The sequence below is a fragment of the Peribacillus sp. NPDC096447 genome, assembly GCF_044762725.1.
Taxonomy (GTDB): Bacteria; Bacillota; Bacilli; order Bacillales; family DSM-1321; genus Peribacillus.
Genome location: NZ_JBIWEV010000003.1, coordinates 265669 through 288960, shown reverse-complemented (window position 1 = coordinate 288960; position 23292 = coordinate 265669). Strand labels below are relative to the sequence as shown.

The 23292-nt window shown below is 43.1% G+C and carries 25 protein-coding genes; 24 read left to right on the top strand and 1 reads right to left on the bottom strand.

All coding sequences use genetic code 11. The features are described from left to right. Positions 1–2 precede the first annotated feature (2 nt). The 12 genes from ACIQZD_RS12660 (at position 3) to ACIQZD_RS12605 (ending at position 10685) form a co-directional block, all read left to right on the top strand. Entirely contained in the window at positions 3–1115 is a 1113-nt protein-coding gene (locus tag ACIQZD_RS12660) for a cobalt-precorrin-5B (C(1))-methyltransferase (protein WP_350302418.1), read from the top strand. Further along, positions 1099–2313 (top strand): precorrin-6y C5,15-methyltransferase (decarboxylating) subunit CbiE, encoded by a 1215-nt coding sequence (gene cbiE / locus ACIQZD_RS12655; protein WP_402902814.1) that lies wholly within the window; start codon positions 1099–1101, stop codon positions 2311–2313. The genes ACIQZD_RS12660 and cbiE overlap by 17 nt, the downstream gene beginning before the upstream one ends. Beyond that, positions 2306–3013, top strand: coding sequence for a precorrin-2 C(20)-methyltransferase (gene cobI / locus ACIQZD_RS12650; protein WP_402902811.1), 708 nt, complete (start codon positions 2306–2308; stop codon positions 3011–3013). Before cbiE ends, cobI begins: the two co-directional genes overlap by 8 nt. Next, positions 3010–3786, top strand: a complete 777-nt coding sequence (gene cobM, locus ACIQZD_RS12645) for a precorrin-4 C(11)-methyltransferase (protein WP_402902809.1) — start codon at positions 3010–3012, stop codon at positions 3784–3786. Before cobI ends, cobM begins: the two co-directional genes overlap by 4 nt. Then, positions 3783–4907, top strand: a complete 1125-nt coding sequence (locus ACIQZD_RS12640; protein WP_402902806.1) for a cobalt-precorrin 5A hydrolase — start codon at positions 3783–3785, stop codon at positions 4905–4907. Before cobM ends, ACIQZD_RS12640 begins: the two co-directional genes overlap by 4 nt. A 15-nt stretch (positions 4908–4922) precedes the next feature. Further along, positions 4923–6314 (top strand): cobyrinic acid a,c-diamide synthase CobB, encoded by a 1392-nt coding sequence (locus ACIQZD_RS12635; RefSeq protein ID WP_402902803.1) that lies wholly within the window; start codon positions 4923–4925, stop codon positions 6312–6314. A gap of 39 nt (positions 6315–6353) precedes the next feature. Next, entirely contained in the window at positions 6354–7163 is an 810-nt protein-coding gene (cobA, locus tag ACIQZD_RS12630; protein WP_402902800.1) for a uroporphyrinogen-III C-methyltransferase, read from the top strand. After that, positions 7142–7705: a nitroreductase family protein gene (locus tag ACIQZD_RS12625; RefSeq protein WP_402902797.1), complete on the top strand. Its 564-nt coding sequence runs from the start codon at positions 7142–7144 to the stop codon at positions 7703–7705. The genes cobA and ACIQZD_RS12625 overlap by 22 nt, the downstream gene beginning before the upstream one ends. A gap of 14 nt (positions 7706–7719) precedes the next feature. Next, the gene (locus ACIQZD_RS12620; RefSeq protein ID WP_402902794.1) at positions 7720–8256 is read left to right on the top strand and encodes a cob(I)yrinic acid a,c-diamide adenosyltransferase; all 537 of its coding nucleotides are present in this window, start codon (positions 7720–7722) and stop codon (positions 8254–8256) included. 12 nt (positions 8257–8268) lie between these two features. Next, entirely contained in the window at positions 8269–9786 is a 1518-nt protein-coding gene (locus ACIQZD_RS12615; RefSeq protein WP_402902791.1) for a cobyric acid synthase, read from the top strand. 166 nt (positions 9787–9952) lie between these two features. Next, positions 9953–10225 (top strand): HU family DNA-binding protein, encoded by a 273-nt coding sequence (locus ACIQZD_RS12610; protein WP_063233522.1) that lies wholly within the window; start codon positions 9953–9955, stop codon positions 10223–10225. Positions 10226–10517: 292 nt separating this feature from the next. Next, the gene (locus ACIQZD_RS12605; protein ID WP_153246085.1) at positions 10518–10685 is read left to right on the top strand and encodes a hypothetical protein; all 168 of its coding nucleotides are present in this window, start codon (positions 10518–10520) and stop codon (positions 10683–10685) included. Here ACIQZD_RS12605 and ACIQZD_RS12600 read toward each other — a convergent pair. After that, positions 10682–11410 (bottom strand): protein kinase domain-containing protein, encoded by a 729-nt coding sequence (locus tag ACIQZD_RS12600; RefSeq protein ID WP_402903727.1) that lies wholly within the window; start codon positions 11408–11410, stop codon positions 10682–10684. The two genes, ACIQZD_RS12605 and ACIQZD_RS12600, sit on opposite strands and share 4 nt — an antisense overlap. A 326-nt stretch (positions 11411–11736) precedes the next feature. Between ACIQZD_RS12600 and ACIQZD_RS12595 the strand changes: the two genes are divergently transcribed. Genes ACIQZD_RS12595 through ACIQZD_RS12540 form a run of 12 tightly spaced genes read left to right on the top strand, consistent with a single transcriptional unit; the run spans position 11737 to position 22972 of the window. Further along, positions 11737–12204: a flavin reductase family protein gene (locus ACIQZD_RS12595; RefSeq protein WP_402902786.1), complete on the top strand. Its 468-nt coding sequence runs from the start codon at positions 11737–11739 to the stop codon at positions 12202–12204. Positions 12205–12215: 11 nt separating this feature from the next. After that, positions 12216–13697 (top strand): 4-hydroxyphenylacetate 3-hydroxylase family protein, encoded by a 1482-nt coding sequence (locus tag ACIQZD_RS12590; RefSeq protein WP_402902783.1) that lies wholly within the window; start codon positions 12216–12218, stop codon positions 13695–13697. A 31-nt stretch (positions 13698–13728) separates the two neighbouring features. Next, positions 13729–14478 carry an IclR family transcriptional regulator gene (locus tag ACIQZD_RS12585; RefSeq protein WP_137018462.1) on the top strand — a complete coding sequence of 250 codons (750 nt, stop codon included), beginning with the start codon at positions 13729–13731 and terminating at the stop codon, positions 14476–14478. Positions 14479–14521: 43 nt separating this feature from the next. Continuing rightward, positions 14522–15082, top strand: coding sequence for a 3-hydroxyanthranilate 3,4-dioxygenase (locus ACIQZD_RS12580; protein ID WP_137018463.1), 561 nt, complete (start codon positions 14522–14524; stop codon positions 15080–15082). After that, positions 15067–16092: an amidohydrolase family protein gene (locus tag ACIQZD_RS12575; protein WP_402902778.1), complete on the top strand. Its 1026-nt coding sequence runs from the start codon at positions 15067–15069 to the stop codon at positions 16090–16092. The genes ACIQZD_RS12580 and ACIQZD_RS12575 overlap by 16 nt, the downstream gene beginning before the upstream one ends. After that, entirely contained in the window at positions 16076–16537 is a 462-nt protein-coding gene (locus ACIQZD_RS12570; RefSeq protein WP_402902775.1) for a RidA family protein, read from the top strand. Before ACIQZD_RS12575 ends, ACIQZD_RS12570 begins: the two co-directional genes overlap by 17 nt. Positions 16538–16586: 49 nt before the next feature. Further along, positions 16587–18062, top strand: a complete 1476-nt coding sequence (locus ACIQZD_RS12565; RefSeq protein WP_402902772.1) for an aldehyde dehydrogenase — start codon at positions 16587–16589, stop codon at positions 18060–18062. Positions 18063–18080: 18 nt separating this feature from the next. After that, positions 18081–18863, top strand: coding sequence for a 2-keto-4-pentenoate hydratase (locus tag ACIQZD_RS12560; protein WP_402902769.1), 783 nt, complete (start codon positions 18081–18083; stop codon positions 18861–18863). Positions 18864–18879: 16 nt separating this feature from the next. Then, a complete protein-coding gene (locus tag ACIQZD_RS12555; protein WP_402902766.1) occupies positions 18880–19761 on the top strand; it encodes an acetaldehyde dehydrogenase (acetylating) in 882 nt (293 codons plus the stop codon). A 34-nt stretch (positions 19762–19795) separates the two neighbouring features. Further along, positions 19796–20815, top strand: coding sequence for a 4-hydroxy-2-oxovalerate aldolase (gene dmpG / locus ACIQZD_RS12550; protein ID WP_402902763.1), 1020 nt, complete (start codon positions 19796–19798; stop codon positions 20813–20815). Further along, on the top strand, positions 20812–21585 hold the full coding sequence (locus ACIQZD_RS12545; RefSeq protein ID WP_402902760.1) for a 2-keto-4-pentenoate hydratase: 774 nt from the start codon (positions 20812–20814) through the stop codon (positions 21583–21585). Before dmpG ends, ACIQZD_RS12545 begins: the two co-directional genes overlap by 4 nt. A gap of 25 nt (positions 21586–21610) precedes the next feature. Further along, entirely contained in the window at positions 21611–22972 is a 1362-nt protein-coding gene (locus ACIQZD_RS12540; protein ID WP_402902757.1) for an MFS transporter, read from the top strand. The last annotated feature ends 320 nt before the right edge of the window (positions 22973–23292 follow it).

Here is a 23292-nt window from a genome sequence, read left to right as displayed (position 1 = left end):
ACATGGAAAAGAAAGTGAAAAAAGACCCCTCACAAATGCGTCATGGATATACGACGGGAGCATGTTCGACAGCCGTGACCAAAGCGGCATTGACCGCTTTGATCACTGGGGATGCACTAGAGGAGGCAACCATTTCCTTGCCAATCGGCCGAGATGCCACTTTCACTATTGAGAAATATGAAATATCGGAAAATGCGGTTAGTGCAGAAACGATTAAAGATGCCGGAGATGATCCCGATGCCACACATTTGGCCCATATTATCTCTACTGTCAGCTGGTCGGATGCACCTGGGATTATCTTGGATGGAGGGACCGGAGTTGGTCGTGTAACCAAACCCGGACTTCCCGTTCCAGTTGGAGAAGCGGCGATTAATCCTGTACCGCGCAAAATGATTTTAACCACTGTGCAACAAACACTGGAAGAATTTAAGATCAATAGAGGAGTGAAAGTCGTCATCTCCGTGCCCGCAGGTGAAGAAATAGCGAAAAAAACATTAAATGGCCGCTTGGGGATTGTGGGAGGCATTTCCATTTTGGGAACAAGGGGCACCGTCGTCCCTTTTTCCAGTTCCGCCTATATGGCAAGTATCGTCCAGGCTATCAGTGTCGCCAAAGCCAGTGGGTGTGAGCATCTTGTCTTAACGACTGGCGGGCGCAGTGAAAAGTATGCCATGGGCCTTCTCCAGGATTTACCTGAGGAAGCCTTTATAGAAATGGGTGACTTTGTGGGCTTCTCACTTAAGCAATGTAAGAGGCAGGGAATTAAAAAGGTTTCACTGGTCGGCATGATGGGCAAATTCTCCAAAGTGGCCCAAGGTGTGATGATGGTGCATTCAAAAAGTGCCCCGGTCGACTTCGGTTTTCTTTCGGAAATAGCCCAAAGCGTCGGAGCTGATGATGATCTTGTTCTTGAAATCAAGAATGCAAACACAGCGTCACAAGTCGGGGATATGATGTCAGCCATTAATAATTTTGACTTTTTTAATAAACTATGTGAATCCTGCTGTCACTCTGCCATAAACCAAGTGAAGGGCGGCATTGAAATGGAAACGGCGATTTATTCGTTGAAAGGACAATTACTGGGAAGGGCTGTTGGAATTGAGTCAATCGATTAAATTAATCGGGATAGGGGATAACGGTCAGGAAAGCTTACTGCCTCAATATGCCCAATGGATAGAAGAAAGTGAAGTGCTGGTCGGAGGTGAACGGGTCTTATCCTTCTTTCCGAACTATTCTGGCAAAAAGATTGTCATAAAGGGCGGTTTGAAAAAGGTGGTGGAGCAACTGCAGGATGAAACTCGTCCAACAGTTGTCTTAGCTTCGGGTGACCCAATGTTTTATGGAATGGGAGGTTATCTTTCCAGCAAAATCAACATGGAGGTTTACCCATATTTCAGTTCAATTCAGCTTGCTTTTGCAAAAATGGGGGAAAGCTGGCAAGATGCCTTTCTCGTAAGTATTCATGGACGCAGTATGAAAGGGCTGGCCCAAAGGATTGATGGGAAAGCGAAAGTTGCCTTGCTTACTGACAGCGAAAATAGCCCCAATCAACTGGCTAAATATCTCCTTTCATTCGGAATTACGGAATACCGGGCATTTGTGGCTGAAAATCTTCAAGGGGAAACAGAAGAATCTGGCTGGTATGAACTTGATGAAATGATGGAGCGGGAATTTTCACCGTTGAATGTCGTCATTTTGAAAAGAAAATCAGAAGGTCCAAGCTGGTCCTTGGGGATAGAAGATGAAGAATTTTCGCAGCGTAAGCCCGACAAAGGACTCATAACCAAAAAGGAAATTCGGGTATTAAGCCTGCATGCGTTGAAGCTCAGGAAAAACAGCATAGTTTGGGATGTTGGGACGTGTACGGGTTCAATGGCAATTGAAGCGGCCAAGCTTGCATCCGAAGGTCAAATTTTCGCGATTGAAAAAAATGAGCCTGATTTAGAAAACTGTTATCAAAACCAACGTAAATTCCGTACCGATATAACGGCGATTCATGGTAAAGCCCCGCAGGGATTGGAAAATTTTCCTGATCCTGATGCAATCTTCATTGGCGGGACTGGCGGCGAAATGGGAGAGCTGATCAATACTTGCTGCAAACGGCTTAAAGAAGGCGGCAGGATCGTTCTTAATGCTGCGACGATTGAGAATCTTTACAGGGCTAATGAGGCATTTGCGGAAGCTGGTTTTCACACTTCCATCATGCATGCGCAAATCTCCAGAAGTAAGCCAATATTGGGAATGAACAGATTTGTACCTCTTAATCCGGTGTATATCATTACTGCACAACGAAAGGAAGACATGAATGAGTAATCTTGGTACATTATATGGCCTTGGCGTGGGCCCGGGCGATCCAGAGTTAATTACAGTAAAGGCATTTCGCGTGATTCAGGAATCTCCGGTCATTGCGTATCCCAAAAAAAGAAAAGGGAGTAAAAGCTACGCCCATCGCATTGTTGAAGTTTACATTCGTCCTGAAGAGAAGGATATGCTGGGCCTTGTTTTTCCGATGACGAAAGATCAAGCCATTTTGGATCGGGAATGGAACGGAACGGTTGAAAAGGTTTGGCAAAAATTAAATGAAGGAAAAGATGTTGCTTTCGTTACGGAAGGCGATCCGCTTTTATATAGTACATTCATACATATGATGAAATTGATGCAGGAGTTGCATCCCGAGGTCGAAATCAAGACAGTCCCGGGCATTTCTTCTTTTAATGGATCAGCATCAAGGCTGGGCATCGCTTTGGCTGATGGTGATGATCATGTTGCGATAGTTCCTGCAAGGGATGATTATGATGCGATGAAGAAGGCCATCGAAGATCATGATGCCGTGGTGTTCATCAAAGTGGCAAAGGTCATCGATTTAATGATTACCGTTTTAAAAGATTTGGACTTGCTTGAAAAGGCCTCGGTCGTAACCAAAGTCACTTCCGATGAGGAAGTGATTTGGAAAGTGAGTGAATTGGAAGGAATTGAACTGGAATACTTAACATTGATGGTGGTGAGAAAATGAAGATATATATTGTAGGTGCCGGACCGGGTGACCCGGATTTGATTACTGTAAAAGGATTGAACATTCTCCAAACGGCTGATGTGATTTTATATACGGATTCATTAGTGAATGAAGAATTGATTGCTAAGGCAAAACCAGATGCCGAGGTGCTCAAAACGGCTGGAATGCATTTGGAGGAAATTGTTGGCGTCATGGTTGATCGTGTTAAGGAAGGAAAGATGGTTGCCAGAATCCATACAGGGGATCCTGCCATGTACGGTGCAATCATGGAACAAATTGTCCTATTGAAGAAAGAGGGTATCGGTTATGAGGTGATTCCTGGCGTTAGTTCGGTGTTCGCCTCAGCAGCGGCAATAGGAGCAGAGCTGACCATCCCTGATTTAACCCAGACACTCATATTAACGAGGGCAGAAGGACGTACGCCTGTTCCGGAATTTGAGAAGTTACGTGATTTGGCAAGTCATCACTGTACGATTGCCCTTTTCTTGAGTGCGACCTTGACCAAAAAAATCGTTAAAGAACTCCAGGAAGCCGGTTGGAAGGATGATACACCGGTTGCAGTCATTCAACGGGCAACATGGCCGGACCAAAAAATCGTCCGCACCACGTTAGTGAACTTAGATGATGATATGCGTCAAAATGGCATCCGCAAGCATGCGATGATTTTGGCTGGATGGGCTTTGGACCCTGACATCCATGATAAAGATGAATACCGTTCCAAACTATATGATGCGAGTTTTACCCACGGTTTCAGAAAAGGTGTTAAACCATGATCATTGAATTGAAAGAAGCGGAACTTGCTCCCATTAAACGGTCCCACACTTATGCGATCGTGGCGATTACAAAGCATGGTGTCGAGCTGGCACGAAAATTACATACCGTTTTTTCGAATTCCGATCTTTATTACATGAGCAAGTTTGAAAAAGGGGACGAAGAGCATAAGCAGATCCAGCTTTTTTCGGGCAGTGTCCGTATGCTATTGCCAGCTTTATTCAAGGAATATAAGGGAATCATTTTAATTATTTCACTCGGGGCAGTCGTGAGGATGATTGCACCAATTTTGAAGGATAAGAAAACGGATCCAGGTGTCGTAGTCATTGATGATAAAGGGGAAAATGTTATCAGTGTACTTTCAGGGCATCTGGGAGGGGCAAATGAACTGACTAAGGAAGTTGCTGCAGCCCTTGATGCAAGAGCTATAATCACCACGGCTTCGGATGTACAAAAAACGATTCCTGTCGACTTATTCGGCCAGCGCTTCGGCTGGATTTGGGATTCCGCAGAAAAATTGACGCCAGTAAGTGCGTCCGTTGTAAATGAAGAGCATGTTGCCGTTGTACAGGAATCAGGTGAACGGAATTGGTGGTCTTATGAAACGGCATTACCTGAACGAATTATCGTATACCCATCCATTGAAGAAGCGCTTCAAGCAAAGCCGCAAGCAGCTCTGGTCGTGACTCACCGCATGCTTAAGCAGTCGGAAAAGAGAATCCTGGAAAATGGAATCGTATATCGTCCCAAGGTCATTGCTCTTGGTATTGGGTGCAATAGGGGAACTGCTGCTGCTGAAATTGAGCAGGTGATTGCAGAAACACTAGCCGAATTATCGTTTTCATTAAAAAGCGTTAAGGCGATCTGTACGATTTCCTTGAAGAAAGACGAACTCGGTTTGATTGAAGTAGTTGAAAAATATGGCTGGGAATTCGTGCATTATGAACCGGAAGAGCTTAATCAAGCCAAAATCGAAGCGCCATCGGATACAGTATTTAAATACACGGGAGCATATGGTGTGAGTGAACCGGCTGTGAGGATTTATACTAAAGCTGAACAATTGGAGCTGGTTAAGAAAAAATCGGGGAACGTAACCATATCAGTTGGGATCATTCCTTTTTAAGGAGGGAGAAAAAATATGAACGATAGAAGATTGGTAATTGCAGGTACCGGAAGCGGTGTCGGTAAAACGACATTGACCATCGGAATCATGGCAGCCCTCCAGAAGAAAGGCTATACCGTTCAAGGATTCAAATGTGGTCCTGACTATATTGATCCTACTTATCATACTGCAGTTACAGGACGGGTTTCACGCAATCTTGACAGTTGGATGTTTGAACATGACACAGTTCGAGAAATTCTTAACAAAGCAGGTGCCGGAGCTGATATATCGATCATCGAAGGAGTCATGGGCTTCTTCGATGGCAAAAGTCCATTAGCCAATACAGGATCGACGGCTGAAATCAGCATCATCACGCAAAGCCCTGTCCTGTTGGTAGTCAACTGTGCCAGCATGGCACGGAGTGCAGCTGCAATTGTAAAAGGATTTCAGGACTTTTCGACCGGCCCGAACATCATTGGGGTCATTGCCAATCAAGTGGGAAGTGCAGGTCATTACAAAATTGTCAAATCAGCCATTGAGCAAGAATGCGATGTACCGGTGCTCGGTTATATGAAGCGGGAATTGGATATTGATATTCCAAGCCGTCATTTAGGTTTAATTCCAGCTATTGAACGCGGGGAACTAAATCCGTTTTTCGATAAGCTTGCACAATTAGTCATGGAAACGATCGATATCGAGCAGTTGTACCGTTTATCCAAGACAAGCTCCGTTACCAGTGGAGACTCAAATATTTTTCAACCCAAAAATGAAAAGGACGTGTGCATTGCCGTCGCAAAAGATGCAGCCTTCAATTTTTATTATCAGGAAAACCTTGAGCTGCTTGAAGCATATGGGGCGAACATCAAGTATTTTTCTCCATTAAAAGGGGATGAAGTACCATTGGATGCTGATGGTTTATATCTTGGAGGCGGTTTTCCCGAGGAATTTGCAGCTGAACTTTCCGGTAACGTGGATGCTATCTTATCCATCAGAAGCTCCATTGAAAAGGGGATGCCGACTCTTGCGGAATGTGGCGGTTTCATGTTTTTGAGCAAATCAATTGAAACAACTTCCGGAGAAACGCATCAGATGGCAGGAATGATCCCGGGCAGGATTAAAATGCAGAAAAAGCTTGCAGCACTTGGGTATCGTGAAATTACAGGAACTCCAGGCAATTTTTTGATCAATGAAATGGAGCATGCAAAAGGTCATGAATTCCACTACTCGACATTTGAAGCGGATGATGATCTTGCACATGCTTATGAAGCCAAAGGCAGATTCGGTTCGAAACAAGAGGGGTGTGTATTGGGCAACCTTGTTGCTGGGTATACCCACTTTCATTTTGCTTCCAATCCAGCACTTGCAAAGAACTGGATCGATGCTTGCTTAAAACAAAAAAACAGATCTGCCCATGAAACTATCAACTAGGAAAAAGGTATTTTTTGAAGCTTAAGAGGAGGCGCGAGCATGAAACCGGGAAAAGTTCATCTGGTCGGTGCGGGTCCCGGAGATCCGAAATTGATTACGGTATATGGACTGGAATGTATCCAAAAGGCGGATGTCATTGCATATGACAGGCTTGTCAATCCAGAACTATTAAACTATGCAAAAGAAGATGCAGAACTGGTGTATTGCGGGAAATCACCAGGGAAACATCATCTCATTCAAAATGAAATACATGAACTTTTAGTGGAAAAAGCTTTACAGGGGAAAAACGTCACCCGTCTGAAGGGTGGAGATCCATTTGTCTTTGGGCGGGGCGGTGAGGAAGCGGAAATACTGGCTGCTAACGGGATTGAATATGATATCGTCCCAGGAATCACAGCGGGAATCGCAGCACCGGCTTATGCGGGCATCCCGGTAACCCACCGTGAACATGCCTCAAGTTATGCCATTGTGACAGGCCATGGCCGTGATTACAAGGGGCAGGATAACCTGAATTGGCAAGCATTGGCTCAAGGCATCGATACCATTGCCTTTTATATGGGAATAGGTAATATGCCGTTCATCTGTGAAAAATTGATGGAGCATGGCAGGGACGGTAAAACGCCAGTGGCCGTCATTGAATGGGGCACGACAGATAAACAAAGGACGATTACCGGTACTTTAAGTTCGATTTCCTTGAAAGCTATAACAGAAGAAATTCAAAATCCGTCAATCTTTCTAGTAGGGGATGTCGTCCAATTAAGAGAAAAAATCCAATGGTTTGAAAGAGTGATTGAATCAGAGTCCATTAAGGAAGGGAATGAGTCTGAATGTCCATCATTCAAGAATTGAAGGAACGCCGGGCAATAAGGAATTACGAAGAAAAAGAAGTGGAAGACGAAAAAATCAGGAAGTTATTGGAAGCGGCTACCTATGCCCCTAACGACCGATTGCGTGAACCTTGGAGTTTTTATGTTATCAAGGGGGAAGCGAAGCACCGTTATGAAAGATTGGCAGAAAGGTATTTACATGAACGCTTCCCGACCAAACCAAAATTGATTGACAGTTCACTGGAAGTTGTAAAGACGACACCGCTTATCATAGTCGTGACTGCTGATATTTTGCCTGACGATCCAGATTCATCCGAAGACAATGTATTCGCTTCTTGTTGTGCCGTCCATTCGATGTGGCTTGCCGCAAAAGAACTTGGTCTTGGATTCGTTTGGCGCACTAGAGGAGTGGGCCTTGTCAGGGATGAACGCCTGCACGAATTTATCGGTTCACCGGAAAACAAAAAAGTGATCGGCACCATTTTTGTCGGATACCCTAAAGGCGATCAGCCGGTTCCTGCTACTAAAAGGACTTCATACATAGAAAAAACAGTTTGGCTATGAAGGTAGGTGAGTGAGTGGCACGCAGAGGATTAATGCTCATTTATACAGGAAACGGAAAGGGCAAGACGACTGCCTCATTAGGGGTGACTTTAAGGGCAATCGGCAGAGGAATGAATGTCAAATACCTTCAGTTCATAAAATCTCCAGAGCGTACATATGGGGAAGCATTGGCTTTGAGAAAATTAGGAGTTGAAATGGAACAGCTAGGTATTGGTTTTACATGGACAAAAACACCAGAAGAGCATCGCAATGCATTAGCGTTAGCTTGGGAAAAGGCGAAACTGGCACTTACTGATCCGGATATTGATTTACTTGTTTTGGATGAGTTGAACAATGCTTTAGCGATCTCCAAATTCCCGATTGAAGATGTCTTGCCATTGGCTGATGTCATCGATGCAATTCGAAATCGTCCCGCACATATGCATATAGTCATTACAGGCAGGGATGCCAAGCCAGAGCTTATGGAAATCGCGGATTTGGTTTCATCGATCGAGGCGACCAAGCATTATTATGACGAGGGTATCGGCGCTGTCAAAGGATTAGAGTTTTAGGGGGTGAACGGAATGAAGGCACGATCCATCATGATACAAGGGACGTCATCTGATGTAGGGAAAAGTTTGATTTGTACGGCATTTTGCCGGGTATTTTCCAATAAAGGATTACGTGTCGTCCCATTCAAATCACAAAACATGGCTTTGAATTCTTATGTAACCTTGGATGGCGGTGAAATCGGACGGGCACAGGGAGTACAGGCGGAAGCAGCACGGATCACGGCAACGACCGATATGAATCCGATATTACTGAAACCGAAACAGGATATGGTTTCGGAAGTCATTGTGCACGGAAAGCATTTCCTTGATATGAATGCAAAAAGCTATCGGTCCCAATTTGTCCAGGAAGCCATGCCCATCATCCGTAAATCGGTGGAAAAACTTCAAGATGAATATGACATCATTGTACTCGAAGGGGCAGGAAGTCCGGCTGAAATTAACCTTAAGGACCGGGATATAGCGAATATGCGAATGGCGAAACTAACGGATGCGGCTGTCATTTTAGTGGCCGATATTGATCGTGGTGGAGTATTTGCGTCCATTATCGGGACACTTGCCTTATTGGATCAAGATGAACGAGATAGTGTAAAGGGCATCATCATCAATAAATTTCGTGGCATGCGTGAATTATTGGACGATGGCATTGAATGGGTGGAAAAGGAAACCGGGATTCCGGTTCTCGGGGTGCTGCCCTATCTAGACGTGAATATTGAAGCGGAAGATTCACTTGCCCTCTCTTCCTTACGTTTTAAAAAACCTAAAAAGGCTGAGTTTCCGATCGATGTTGCCGTTTTGAGATTTCCGCGGATCTCCAATTTTACAGATGTGGATCCTTTTTTTGATGAACCCGGAGTAGGTGTCCGCCTGGTAAGCAGTGTCCATGAGTTAGGTAATCCCGATCTGCTAATTTTGCCGGGTACAAAAAACACGATGGAAGATTTAGAGTGGTTGAAACGTATGGGATTGGATCGGGCCATCAATGAACTGCGGAAACAAGGAACGATGATATTCGGCATATGTGGCGGTTTTCAAATGCTAGGGACAAAACTTTTTGATCCCGACGCGGTCGAGGGTGACGGTGAGAACGCGGAAGGGCTTTCGCTTCTTCCGGTGGAAACCATTTTTCAAGCAGAAAAGAAAACGGTACAAATGGAAGGTGTCCTTTCTGCCGGGATAATGGAAGGTCAAATGAATCTTAACGGTTTCGAAATACATTTAGGCAGAACGACATTGAAGTCACAAGTAAGGCCCTTTCTTTTATTGAAGGATGGAAGAGAGGATGGAGCCATTACCAATGACAACAAGGTAATGGGAACATATCTTCATGGGATATTCCATAATCGCTTGTTCACTAGATTACTAGTTAACCAAATTCGACGGGACAAGGGGTTGGAAGAAGTGAAGGAAAATGTTCAAAGCGACTCGGAGCGTAGGGAGGAAGCTTACAATCTCTTGGCTTCCCATTTGGAGGAGAACATAGATATGGATACGATCTATCAATGGCTGCAGCTGGAAACTGCAGAAAGTTGAAAAGGTCATTAGGTTAATGTTGATCAAAGCCCTTTTACCTTTAAAAAAGATCAATTTAGAGCGATAATTCCTTTTATTTAGCCATTTTAAGTGACAGAGACATACAAGATATGTTATGTTGTCTACTCTACATACTTTATACAAAATAAAAGGATGAGGTGTTCATATGAATAAAACAGAATTAGTGAGCAGTGTTGCAGCACAAGCTGAACTGACAAAAGACGACGCAAAAAAAGTAGTGGACGCATTGTTTGAAACAATCACGGCTACACTTGCTAAAGAAGAAAAAATCCAATTAGTTGGTTTTGGAACATTTGAAGTGCGTGACCGCGCTGCCCGTACAGGAAGAAACCCGCAAACTGGCGAAGAAATACAAATTGCAGCTAGTAAAGTACCTGCTTTTAAAGCAGGTAAGGAATTAAAAGAAGCTGTTAAATAAACGAGTAACGAAAAAAACCTGGCGATGCGATATTCGCCAGGTTTTTTTGTTTACTGTCATGTGCTTCGAAAAGCAGTAAATGACAGTCATTTTTATATTCGGTGCCATTTTCAAACGGAGGCGTATAGGGCGTTCTCATGGCCAACAATGGAAGAAGCCCACTCCATTAAGCGGTAATGTAATGTAACACAAATGAAAAAAAATTATAGTACTTATTAGTAAGGTTTATACTGTGACTATGTTAGGCTAAGTAATAACAAGTTTTAAAACCAAAATAAAAGAGGTGAAAGATATGCTGAAGAAAATAATGAAAAAAATCAAACAGCTTTCCCAAGGCAGCAGTGAGCGAAGACATGGTCATTATCGCCGAGGCAGCAGCAGCAGCAGCCGAGGTTACAAAAGGTATCCCATGAGTGGAAGTGACCGCTACAAGAGAAAAGGGCGCGGCAGCAGCAGCTAATTCAATTTCTTTGACTTCAATGCAGCCTGCAGGTCCATTGTGATTTCTTTAATATCTGAATAAGGTTCTTGGATGCTTAATAACCTTTTCAGTAAATGCACGGTTTCTTTTTCTAACGAAAGCTCTTCTGTCCAAGGAAGAGTCTTTTTACTTTTGGAGGCGTACGTCGTATAAAGTACATATAGAAGTATTTCCCCCAAGTCGTAAAAATCCTGCCTTTTCAGCTGCAAAATGGATTCTTCAGTAAAATCGGCCGAATTGATCATTTTAGACAAACCAAAATCTATCAAAATGGGCTGATTGTTCTTTAGTAAAATATTTGGTATACGTAAATCTTGATGGAAAATGTCATGGTCATGTAGATAAGATACTAAACCGACCAGCTCATCCAGAAAAAAAAGAGACTCTTTCTCATTGAATGTTATATGATTCAAGAAAATATGGTCTTCCAAATTATCTCCTTCTATGAAATCCATCACAAAATATACATTTCCCTTAAGTGAAATTTTCTCATGAAATTTGGGGATGTTTTTGTGGTTTAACATTCGTAATATGGAAATTTCATTTTCAAACTGCCTCAGCTCTTTTTTGCTGCGGCGTTTACTTTTCCGGAGCTGCTTGATCACTATATTTTCATTCATTTTCAAATCATTGCAAAGATAAATAATACCGTAGCTTCCTGTTCCGATTACAGCTTTTACCTCGTAACGGTAATTCAAAACCACTCCTTTTTTTAAAGGAATATCCACGAAAAATTGGTATAACTTTCTAAATGTTCGCAAAATTGAAACTTTCCTCACCACTTTCATCTTTTCAAGTCAAGACCAAAAAAGTCCATTATTAATTAAGCTGGAAATATGAATGAACATGGATAGTTTAACACTGATTTTTGATATTGCGGTAATGAAAGTCTTTTCTTCGGGGAGTTCTTTTGATAGTTCACAATTAAAAATAAATTTTTCCTATAATTTCACATTATGAAATTATATGGTTTTTAAAAATATTAAGTTTACTATAATGAATTCATAATAAAAGAGTATGAGGTGATAAGATGGATGGGCGCGAGTTGAGAAATTGCTTTGGTAAATTTCCTACCGGAGTCACGATAGTGAGCTGGTTTGATGGGAAAGTTCAAAAGGGCATTACTGTGAATTCATTTACCTCGGTTTCCTTGGATCCCCCGCTTGCTTTAGTATCAATTCATAAAGAAGCAAAAGCCTGCACTAGCATGAAAGATAAATCTTTTACCATTAATATTTTGTCGGATGAACAGGAATCCATAGCATGGCAATTTGCAGGAAGTAAACAGGAAACAGTTGAAATTGACTGGGATAACAGGGGGATCTCGCCAAAAATAAATGGAAGTGTTGCATGGATGGATTGCAAACCATGGAGAGAGTATGATGCTGGTGATCATGTATTGTTCATAGGTGAGATCCAGGAGTTACACTTCGAAGATTTGGAAGCGCTTACTTTTTATCAAGGGAAAATGGGGTCTGCTAAACAACTTGTAAAATAAGGGGGATTCTTATGGGCATTAAAACCGGCGAAGAATATATTAATAGAATTAAATCAAGGAAGCCAGAAGTTTGGCTTGGCGGAAAAGTGGTTGAGGATATTTATAATGAGCCAATTTTTAAACAGCCGATACAAGAAATTGCGAAGTTGTATGACATTCAACATGACCCGGAATATCAAGATGAAATCACCCACATTTGCAAAGAAACCGGAGAACGTGTTAACAATGCTTTCTTATTCCCGAAGACATCGGAGGATTTGCAAAAAAGAAGTAAATTATTTGAAGTGTATGCAAGGATGACATATGGACTTATGGGGAGAACGCCGGACTTTTTAAATGTCGTGGTCACTTCCATGGCACATAACTCCTGGTTTCTTGATAAATACAACATAGACTGGTCAAAGAACATCAAGGATTATTATACCTATATTCGTGACAATGATTTATTCTTAACGCATGCGATCATTAATCCTCAAAATGATCGAAGCAAGCAATCTCATGAGCAAAAAGAAACATATACCCACTTAGGGACCGTTGAGGAAAAAGAAGAAGGAATACTTGTACGCGGTGCAAAAATGTTAGCAACCCTGGCACCGATCACCGATGAGGTGATTATCTATTCTTTCCCAGGATTCACACCAGGGGATGAACGTCATGCGGTAGCATTTGCATTGCCGATCGATACGCCTGGACTTCGTATAATCTGCCGGGAACCAATGCAGGACGGAACACGCTCGATGTTTGACCATCCACTTGCCTCCCGCTATGAGGAAATGGACGCCCTGCTTGTATTTAATGATGTCCTGGTTCCTTGGAACCGCGTCTTTTTATACAACAATGTGGAGGCGGCAAACCGCTTGTATCCAATGACGGGGATCGCTGAACAGCCTGCTCACCAATCGGGCGTGCGTGGGTATATTAAACTGGCATTTGCCGTTGAGGTTGCTTGTAAAGTGGCAGACTCTATCGGGGTTGATGGATTCCTGCATGTACAGCGTGATTTGGGTGAACTTGTTCAATCCGTCGAAGTCATCCGTTCACTGCTTCGGGTAGCGGAATATGAGTACATGATCAATGACTACGGTGAGGCCCGGCCAAATCCGGATGCATTGGAAACGATCCGCGGCTTCCTTCCGGAGATGTATCCCCGTGCCATAGAGGTGATACAGACCATAGGAGCTGGAGGGCTTTTGATGTCTCCGACAGGGGCCGACTTTGATAATCCCGAATTGCGCAGCGATATCGATAAATATTATGGAGGACGAAGCGGGGTTTCAGCGGAAGAGCGCGTTCGGGTGTTTAAACTGGCTTGGGATTTATGCGGGGAAGCATTTGGACAGCGCCTCCTTCAATACGAACGCTATTACACGGGTGATCCTGTTAGGAAAAGAGCGATTTTTTATAATAAATATAAGAAAAACAAGAACTTTAGCATGGTCGATGAGGTGCTTAACAAACCGATGCAAGTAGCCATCGATGCGGTTAATCAGTAATTTTAATAGTTGAATAGGGAGGGGGGCCGTCATGATTTCGTCCGTTGAGAAGCTTATAAAGATACTTGATTTATTCACTAATGAAGAACCCGCGCTTGGAAATAAGGAAATAGCTGAAAAATTGAATATGAGTCCGAGCTCATCCCATCATCTAGTGAAAACGATGTGCAAGGATGGGATGCTGATCCAAGGCAAAGATCGAAAGTACCGGCTTGGTTGGAAGTTACTTGAGTGGAGCAGTAAAGTCATGTATCAGCAGGATATTCATTATGAGGCAGGTCCAATTATCAGTAATCTTGTCCTGCAATTTAGAGGTAATTCTCACATCGGTATGTTTCACGAAGGCGAAGTCAGGTTTGTGATGAAAATGTCGTCCCCTCATGCCGAACATATGACCACATATATAGGAGCAAGAAAACCAGCTTATTGTACGAGCACCGGGAAAGTATTACTTGCCTTTAACCCATCCTTCATTCAGCCTACGCTTGCAAAAGGGCTATTAAAGCACTCAACTAACACGATCACTTGCATTAATAAATTGAATGAAGAGTTAAAGGACATCCGCAAACAAGGATTTGCGATTAGTGATGATGAAAATGATTATGGGTTATATGGTGTAGCAGCACCCATTAAATCCTATAATGGCCAAGTCATTGCGGCACTTAACCTTGTCGGGGATCGAAATTATATGATTGGGAAAGAAAAAACGAGAATTATTCAGTCGGTAATTCGTTCGGCACAAATGATTTCAAAACAAGTTGGTTATATGTCGCTGGTATGAGTTTTTTGACTATTATGAAAATTAAAATGGGAGGTAGTTTTTTATGAAAGGATATGCTCAATCTTCAAAATTACAGGCTAAATCATTAAATCTATTAAAAGTTATTGAAGACAATAAAAATTTATTGAAACCGCCGGTTAATAACAAAGTGCTTTGGGAAGATTCCGAATTCATTGTCATGCTACTGGGTGGTCCGAATTATCGGCGTGATTTTCATGTAGACCCTTCTGACGAGCTATTTTATCAAATAAAAGGCTCCTGCTATGTAGAATGCATCAACCAAAACGGCGAACGCGAAGTAGTGGAAGTGAAAGAAGGGGAAATGTTCATGCTGCCGGCTGATGTACCTCATTCTCCTCATCGTGTTTCTGATACTTACGGCATTGTCATAGAACGCAAGCGTGCTAAAGATGAGCTTGAAGATTTTGTTTGGTTCTGCGGGAATTGTAACCATGAGATGCACAAAGTTACCATCCAATTGACGAATATTGAGATCCAGGTGAAAGAAGCCATCGAGGCTTTCAACGGTAGTAAAGAACTTCGCACCTGTAGTGAATGCGGTCATGTCATGTCAGAAAACGTTGAGGCTTGGAAATGCGAATAGATTTTCATACACATATTCTTCCGTTGGACCTCCCCGACTTAACCGGTAAATTTGGTCAGGGACGCTGGCCGGTACTAGAGCGGAAATGTTCTTGCGGGGCGGATATCATGGTAAGCGGAAAGCTGTTCAGGAAAGTGACTGACCAGGTATGGGACCCGGAAAAACGCATTCAGGATATGGATGCCGAAGGAGTCGATATGCAGGTGCTCTCACCGGTGCCAGTGACATTTTCATACTGGGCGCCAATTGACCAGGCGCTATATATGTCCCAGTTCCAGAATGATTTCATTGCTGAGACTGTGAACAGGCATCCTGACAGGTTCATCGGTCTCGGTACTGTACCGCTTCAGGATTTGAAAGTGGCAATTGGTGAAATGGAACGTTGTAAATTTGAGCTTGGCCTGGCGGGAATCGAAATCGGTACTAACGTAAACGGAGAAAATCTGGATTCACCTGTTTTATTGGAATTCTTCCAAATGGCTGAAAAATGGAATGTCCCACTGTTTATACATCCATGGGAGACAATGGCAAAAGACCGAACGGAACGGCATAACCTCATGTATACAGTGGCGATGCCGAGTGAAACGGCATTGGCGGCAGCAAGCATTGCATGGAGCGGCGTCATGGAAAAGTTCCCGGATCTGAAAATCTGTTTTGCACATGGCGGGGGCTCATTTCCATATATTTTACCGCGGATCGATCAGGGGTGGGAAGTATGGCCTGAATTAAGAAAAACATCAATGCCACCAAGCCATTATGCACAAAAGTTTTATTTTGATTCCCTGAACTATGATACCCGGAATATTCAGTATCTGATTGACCGTTTTGGATATAAGAAAGTGCTGATGGGTTCCGACTATCCATTTTTATTGAGAGAAAAGCCTCCAGGTCAAGTGATTGATGACACTCTAAATCTTTCAGATGAAGTGAAAGCGAATCTTCTTGGTCGAAATGCATTGAGGTTTTTAAATTTGGAATCGCGAGGGGAGAAGCATGGAAAAACAGATTAAAGCGCCAGAACAAGTCCTTGAGGAACTTGGGATCATGCTAGAGCCGCCAAGGGAAGCGGTCGGCAACTACGTCAGCCACGTCCGGGTGGGAAATTTGATTTTCACATCCGGACAAGGTGTTGATGATTTCCACGGCAAGCTTGGCAAAGAGCTGACGGAAGAAGAAGGATATCAGGCAGCGAGGCAGTCCATGATTAATATTCTGAGGGTGCTTAAGGATGAGCTTGGAGATCTATCCAGAGTGAAGAAGGTAATCAAAATTCTCGGAATGGTAAATTCAACAGAAAATTTCACAGGACAGCCTAAAGTATTGAATGGTGCATCAGATCTGCTTGTTGCCGTTTTTGGAGAGAGGGGCAGACATGCCCGGTCAGCGGTGGGGATGGCCCAGCTTCCAAATAACACTGCAATTGAAATTGAAATGATTGTGGAAATACAAGATTGAGGCACTTGATTACTAAGCCAGCGTCTCAATAAAAGGAGAGGGATGTTTCATGCAAGCAGCAAAAGCTAGTATAAATACAGCTAAATCAATAGATTGCCGGCACTTTATTAATGGGGAATTCCTGAATCCAAATCTATCCAAGACTTTTGACAATATCAATCCCGCAACGGAAGAAAAACTTGGATGGGTTGCAGAAGGAGGTAAAGAGGAGGTGAATCAGGCTGTTTCTGCAGCAAGACGTGCGCTTAAAGGTCCTTGGAAATCTTTTACCGATAATGAACGCTCTGCGCTTCTAAGGCGTATCGGCGATCTCATTTTGGAAAAGAAGGAAGAACTGACAATGTTGGAAACCCTTGATACAGGGAAACCATATAGCCTTGCACTTGAAATGGACATCAAGCGTTCAGCTCACAATTTTCACTTTTTTGCGGACTATATCACTGCACTTGGTAATGAATCCTACAATCAGAACAATCTTGCACTTCATTATTCTATTAGGCGGTCCGTAGGGGTGGTAGGAATGATTAATCCGTGGAATTTACCTTTGCTATTGTTGACGTGGAAATTGGCACCGTGCCTGGCAGCTGGCAATACAGCGGTTATGAAACCAGCTGAACTGACACCGATGACAGCGACAAAGTTAATGGAAATATGCAAGGAAGCGGGGGTTCCCGATGGAGTTGTCAACCTTGTGCATGGATATGGTGTAAATTCAGCAGGAGCCGCTCTAAGTGAACATCCGGACGTCGATGCGATTACATTCACAGGGGAAACAAAAACGGGAACAGCGATCATGAAAGCTGCCGCGCCCACATTGAAAAAAATCTCTTTTGAACTGGGCGGGAAAAATCCGAATATTGTGTTTGCTGACTCGAATCTTGATGAAGTAATCGAAACGACATTGAAATCAAGCTTCATGAATCAAGGTGAAGTTTGTTTGTGCGGATCACGAATCTATGTTCAGCAAGGTTTGTATGACGAATTCCTTGAAAAGATGGTCGCGCGAACAAAAAAATTAAAAGTCGGTGATCCGTTTGATTCAGATACGGAAGTAGGAGCTGTAATAGGAAAAGAACATTATGACAAAGTGATGAGTTACATTGATTTGGCGAAAGAAGAAGGAGCGAGAATATTAACTGGAGGAAGAAGAGCAGGACAGTTTGAAAAAGGGTTTTTCATTGAACCGACAATCATTGCCGGAGTTACGCGTGAATCCCGTTGTGTACGGGAAGAAATTTTTGGTCCTGTGGTAACGGTCATGCCTTTCGAAACGGAAGAAGAGGCACTGGAGCATGCTAATGACACACATTACGGACTGGGGGCAACGATCTGGACCAATGATTTAAGGAGGGCGCATCGTGTCGCTTCTAAAATAGAAGCGGGCATTATCTGGGTGAATACCTGGTATTTACGTGATTTGCGTACCCCATTTGGGGGCATGAAACACAGCGGCATCGGCCGCGAAGGCGGGTCGCATAGTTTCGAATTTTACAGTGAATTGTCTAACGTCACGATTAAATTATAAAGAAGGAGGGAGGCATTCATGATCGTTAGTTTAACAGAATGGTCTGCCAGGTTTTTGAAAGCGGAAAAAACAGGCATAGGAATATCGGCCCCCACCAGTGAAATTCCGGATTTGGATGTGGAGGATGCCTATCAAATTCAACTTGAAACGATTCGAATGAAAACCCAGTCCGGTCTGGAAATATCAGGTAAGAAAATAGGCTTGACTTCCAAGGCTATGCAGGAGGTTCTGGGAGTGAATGAACCAGATTACGGACATTTACTTGATGCGATGGAAATAGAAAATAACGGCTGTATTTCGAGTTTGCGGTTAATCCAACCAAAAGTGGAGGCAGAAGTAGCTTTTATATTAAAGAAAGATTTACATGGCCCCAATATTACGGTTGATGATGTAATCGAAGCAACTGATTATGTGGTTGCTTCGATCGAAGTGGTTGATAGCCGGGTGAAGGATTGGGAGATCAAACTTGCAGACACTGTGGCGGATAATGCATCATCGGGCTTATATATTCTGGGGAATCGCAAAATTCATTTGAGTGAAATCGACCTCCCTTCCATTCGAATGAGACTATATAAAAATGGCGGACTCATTAACCAGGGAACAGGTGAAGCAGTACTTGGAAATCCAGCAACGTGCGTAGCCTGGCTAGCAAATGAACTGCATCGTTTCAAAGGTTCCTTGAAAGCGGGCGAAGTCATTTTATCCGGTGCATTATCCGCAGCAATCGAAGCGAAACCGGGTGACCATTTTTCTGCTGACTTTGGAGAAAAACTTGGAAAGGTATCGGTTAATTTTGAGTGAAAGGAGCCCAGCGGCCTTGAAAAAACTAAAAGTAGGCATTATAGGTTCAGGGAATATCGGCACGGACTTAATGATGAAAATTCATCGGTCGGATATTCTGGAAATGTCGGTGATGATTGGTATCGACACGGAATCGGAGGGTTTGAAGAAAGCTGGGATGCATGGACATCATGTCATTGCAAATGGCATGGATGGATTTTTGGAAAGGCCGGAGCTTGCAGATATTTTATTCGATGCCACATCTGCGAAGGCGCATGTTTTTCACTGCGAAGCCTTGAAAAGGATGAACAAGAAGCTGATAGACTTGACTCCTGCCGCAATCGGACCGTTCATTGTTCCTTCCGTGAATTTAAAAGAAAATTTGAATGAGGCGGTTGTTAACATGATCACATGCGGCGGTCAGGCGACAATCCCCATCGTTCATGCAATCAGTCAAGTGGCCCAGGTCGAATATGCCGAAATTATAGCGACAATTTCCAGCAAGAGTGCCGGTCCCGGAACCCGTGCAAATATTGATGAGTTCACACAAACGACGGCAAGGGCCCTGGAACAGGTGGGTGGAGCGAAAAAGGGGAAGGCTATTATTCTGCTGAATCCGGCAGAACCGCCACTCATCATGAGGGATACGATTCATTGTCTGCTTCAATCGGATTCCTTTGATATGAAAGCAATAACAGCGTCCATAAATAAGATGGCGGAAAAAGTTTCTGAATATGTTCCAGGATACCGCCTGAAGACAGAGCCGATATTCGATGGGAAACAAATAACAGTCCTTCTGGAAGTGAAAGGGTTAGGAGATTTTCTCCCCGTATATGCAGGTAATTTGGATATAATGACGGCTTCAGCTGTAAAAGTAGGGGAAGAGATCGCTAAATGCCAATTCGAACACTATGTTTGAAAAAGATAATCGGAACTGTAAAGGTGGGGTTCATTTGCGTAAAGATGTATTGGTGACTGAAGTTGCATTGCGGGATGGGAGCCATGTAGTTGCACATCAATTCACCATCGATCAAGTAAAGAACATGACTGGGAAACTTAGTGCTGCGGGTGTCCCTTATATTGAAGTGTCTCATGGAGATGGACTGGGCGGATCATCCTTACAATATGGTTTTTCAAAAGTGAATGATATTGAATTGGTGGAAGCCGCTGTTGAAGCTGCTGGCCAATCGGTTATTTCAGTACTTTTAATCCCTGGTATAGGGACAATCGACCAATTAAGAGAAGCCGCTCACGTTGGGGCGAAAATGGCGCGGATTGCAACCCATGTAACGGAGGCGGACGTCTCAAAGCAACATCTGGAAGCAGCGAAACATCTCGGTATGGAAGCAATCGGGTTTTTAATGATGTCTCACATGGCATCTCCGGAAAAACTACTTGAGCAAGCCACTTTAATGGAATCCTATGGAGCTGATGCTGTGTATGTTGTTGATTCCGCCGGATCTTTTTTGCCCCAAGATGTGAAGGCGCGGATCAGTTTATTAAGATCAAAGCTTAAAATCGATATTGGTTTTCATGCTCACAATAACTTATCGCTCGCTGTGGCAAATTCACTTATGGCAATTGAAGAAGGGGCGAATAGAATCGATGGCAGCATCCGCTGTCTCGGTGCAGGTGCTGGCAATACCCAGACGGAAGTGCTTGTTGCCGTTCTGGATAGGATGGGTATCCGTACCGAAATTGACTTATATAAAATGCTTGATCTTTCGGAGGAAGTTGGAAATACAATCATGCCCAAGCCCCAGGAAATAACAGACTCTAGTTTAATCATGGGTTATAGTGGCGTGTACTCCAGCTTTTTATTGCATGCAAATAAAGCGGCGAAAAAGTATGGAGTTGACGCCCGGGATATTTTGTTGGAGCTTGGTCGACAAAAAGTGGTTGGTGGTCAGGAAGATACCATAATTGAAGTAGCTAAGCAAATGGCGTTTCAGAAAGAAGGGACTTTAAGATGAAACTAGATCAACTGGCAAAACGGGTTGCCGAATCGCAAAAAAACGGTCGTGAAATGGATAAGCTTACATTATCCAATCCTGAACTAACAGTAAATCAAGCGTATGAAATCCAGAAGTTGAGCATAAATGAGACACTTACTGGTGATAACAGATTCATCGGATGGAAGATGGGCTTGACGAGCAAAGCCAAACAACAGCAAGTAGGGGTAGAGGAAGCAATCTATGGCAGGTTGACATCTGGCATGGAGCTAACTAAACCAGTATTAAAAGTTGGGGAACTCATTCATCCGAGAGTGGAACCTGAATTTGCTTTTTTGTTCAAGGAAGAACTGAAAGGTGCAAATATTACGGCGAAAGATGTCTGGCCGGCTGTAGAATGTGTATTTCTTGCTCTGGAAGTTATTGATAGCCGTTATAAAAATTTTTCTTTTACACTTACCGATGTAGTAGCGGATAACGCATCCTCAGCAAAAATCCTGCTTAGCAATCAAGCTTATTCACCGTATCACACGGACTGGGCTCAAGCAGAAGTTACGCTTTATCAAAATGGTGAAATGCAAAAGAGGGGTCGCGGTGAAGCTGTGCTCGATCACCCGATTCATTCAATTGTGGAACTTGTAAAAATGATTAGCCGGGAAGGACTTTCCATTCAGGCTGGAATGATTGTTTTAGTAGGCGGAATTACAGATGCCGTATCCATACAGGCAAGTGATGAAATAATAGCAGATTACGGTGAACTAGGGAAACTGACATTACATGTTATAGCGTGAAATATGGCAAAGAGGAGGGAATTAATTGCGTGAAGTCAATGCTTCGGAAGTTGTAGGTAATAGTAGATTTGGCCGTTTTCATATAATGGTCTTCATGTGGTGTTTGTTCGCAATTACCTTCGATGGATTTGATATAGCCATGTACGGAGTAGGTTTGCCTTTGATGATGGAGGAATGGAACTTGACGCCAGTCGAAGCTGGCGGAATAGCAAGTTACTCATTGTTCGGAATGATGGTGGGGGCACTCATTTTTGCACCTCTGGCGGATAAAATAGGGAGAAAAAAAGTGCTTGCCATTTGTATATGTCTATTCAGTGTTTTTACATTACTTTCAAGTTTTGCCCCGCATCCTGCCTTTTTCTCGGTTATGCGATTTATAGCAGCCTTGGGAATGGGAGGATTAATGCCAAACGTCATCTCCTTAATGGCGGAATACTCACCCAAAAAGAATAAGGTGCTCATTGTAACCGCTATGTACTGCGGTTATTCTATCGGAAGCATACTCGCTTCTTTAATTGGAATGTATGTGATGGAACAAATGAGTTGGAGGGTTTTGTATTGGATAGGGGCGCTTCCCTTGCTGGCACTGCCATTCTTCATGAAGCAATTTCCTGAATCGCTTTCCTATTATGTTATTCGAAAACAAGGAGATAAGCTAGCTGGAATCCTGAATCGCATTGACCCAGACGGCGACTATAAAGAGTCGGATGATTATGAGTTTGCCAAAGTCCAAGAAAGGGCAAAGGGCTTTCCAGTCAAGAAACTCTTTGAAAATAAGCGTACTCTTAGCACATTTGCGTTTTGGGTAGCTGCCTTTAATTGTTTACTTATGGTATACGGACTCAATACATGGTTACCCAAAATCATGCAGCAGTCCGGATACGGCCTTTCATCCAGTTTATCTTTCAATCTTATATCGGGAATAGGACAAATTGGCGGATCGATAATTGGAGGGTACTTAGTTGGGAAAATAGGCCATAGAAGAGTACTTTTATCCCTCTGTGCCATGGGTACTGTTTGTTTTGTCATATTAGGTTTGACCTCAAATGAAGTAGCATTATATATTCTGATCGCTTTTGGAGGTGCCTGTACAGTCGGCACGATGAATTTGGCCAATACGTATATATCCGAGTATTATCCGCGGGAGATAAGGTCCACCGGGATAGGTTGGGCCTTGGCTTTTGGTAGAATGGGAGCGATTGTTGCCCCAACATTAATAGGATTACTGCTGGCTGCAAACTATTCACCACAAAATGCATTCATGGCCTTCACGGTTCCGAGCATAATGGCTGCCTTGGCGTTACTCGTTGTGAAAGAGAGGTATGGCAGCTATGATAAACTACAGGTTGAGGGAAATATAAAACTAAAAGCAACGTCGAATGTATAATATTGTTTTTTAGTAGATGGCCTATATGTCAGCGGACAGTCATGCAACTGTTCCCTGACATATAGGCCATTTTTTAGAGAATAATAGAATTCACGAGTAAAACAGCTAAATTCACGAGTAAACCAGTTGAATTCACGAGTAAAACACCTAAATTCACGAGTAAACCGGCCAAACTCATAACTAAAGCGGCTAAACTCATTAGTAAAGCAGCAGAAATCCCAAGTAAACATCAATTTCACGAGTAAACCGGCCAAACTCACGAGTAAAGTAGCTAAATTCACGAGTGAATTACGTATTGAACATCATTGATTAAAGTGCCG